Origin of the sequence: Collinsella sp. TM04-29, from assembly GCF_003466565.1 — a bacterium.
GTDB lineage: Bacteria > Actinomycetota > Coriobacteriia > Coriobacteriales > Coriobacteriaceae > Collinsella.
Map to the genome: position 1 here is coordinate 1 of NZ_QSPW01000012.1, position 1,693 is coordinate 1,693.

1 protein-coding gene is annotated in these 1,693 nt (G+C 59.1%); it reads left to right on the forward strand.

Annotation, left to right across the window (positions count from 1 at the left end; all coding sequences use genetic code 11):
- The first annotated feature begins 161 nt into the window (after positions 1-161).
- Complete coding sequence (locus DXD39_RS10030; RefSeq protein ID WP_117803981.1) at positions 162-1,562, forward strand: phosphoglucomutase/phosphomannomutase family protein; 1,401 nt, start codon at positions 162-164, stop codon at positions 1,560-1,562.
- Positions 1,563-1,693: the final 131 nt, after the last annotated feature.

The following is a 1,693-nucleotide window of genomic DNA, read 5'->3' on the forward strand; positions in this document are numbered from 1 at the left end:
CCCTAAGAGCGAACCACCCTTTTTAAGGGTGGTTCTGATTGCCTGCATGTCCTCGGCAGCATTTGCCCAAATGGTGAATGCTGGTGCCGGCAGGTTGCCGAGCGTGTATCGCGGGTATACCTCATGCGTACCATGATCCAAACACTGTGAGGTGTCTGCGCGTGTGCGCGATAATTCATTTTGGAACTGACGGTTGGCGCGCTCGCGTCGATGAGGACTTCACTGCCGATAACGTTGCCCGTATCGCCGATGCCGTCGGCGAGTTGTGGCAAAAGACCAATCCGGGCAAAACGGTATATATAGGGTTCGACACTCGGCCCCTGGCGCGCGAGTTCGCTGAGCTTGCGGCGGGTGTGCTAGCAGCGCACAGGCTAGACGCCGTGCTCGCTTCGCGACCTGTTCCGACCCCTGCCCTTACGTGGGCGGCGGCTTATGACGGTGAGGCGTGCGGCGCGCTCATGGTGACGGGGTCCCATCATCCGCAGGGTTATCTGTGTCTCAAGATTCGCATGGGTGACGGCTCGACCGCCAACCAGGATGTCATCGAAGAGCTCGAAGAGACCATGGCTCCCGAGCCAATGGGGATCGAGGGGCAATATCGCACCGCGGATATCATTCCTGACTATATGCAGGCGGTGGCATCGTTTGTCGATGCCGAAGCCATCCGCGCCGCGCACCTGCGCGTGGTTGTTGATCCCATGGGCGGCGCAGCTCAGGGCTATCTAGCCGACTTGCTGCGCGAGCTTGGCGTTGAGGTGCACGAGATTCATGCCGGGCAGGCACCTGACCAAGAAGATATCTGCCCCGACCCCGTTGAGCCGTGGGTGGACGCTTGCGAGCGCACGGTTATCGAGGACGGAGCTTGCGCTGGCCTGGTGACCGACGGCGACGCCGACCGTATCGGCGCGGTTGACGAGCGCGGCAGATATATACATCCGCATCAGATCATGGCGCTCGTTTTGGGCGACTTGGTTCAATTTCGTAATTTGGAGGGGCGCGTCGTTGTCAATCTTTCATGCTCGACGCTCGTGCGTCGCATTGCCGAGGCGCTTGGCTGCCGCGTGACCGTCAAACCAGTCGGTTTCAAATATATAGCGGCGGAGATGAAGAAGGGCGGCGTCCTCATGGGCGGCGAAGAAGCCGGTGGTATCGGCATCGCCGCGCATATGCCCGAGCGCGATGGAATCCTCGCCTGTCTGATTCTGTGCGAGCTTATGGCAAAGACGGACGCGCCTTTGGGCGTTCTGGTCGACCAACTCGAGGACAGTTTTGGTAAGACGAGTTACGGTCGACGTGATTTGCGCCTTGAGGCCGAAGATGCCGAAACGTTACGAACCCTGCTGCCGGGCGTAAACCCCAAGTCGATTTGTGGCAAGGTGCCGCAAAACGTTAGTCATATGGACGGCTTGCGTCTGTCATTCGAGGATGACACGTGGCTGCTGGTCCGTCCTAGCGGGACCGAACCAGTGGTGCGCGTCTACGCCGAGGGGTTCTCGGTGGAAGAACGCGATGAGTTGCTCGATGCTGGCTGTGCTTTAGCTAGGGGGACGTATCCGCTTTAACCATGAGACTGCCTTATATAAAGAGATGCTCGGCGAGTGGTAGTTAACGGCTGGCAAACGTTAGTCGGATCACAAGATATGTAGGAAATATGTACGCCCAGATTCCCGCCCACGGCGCCCCTCCGGTCTGG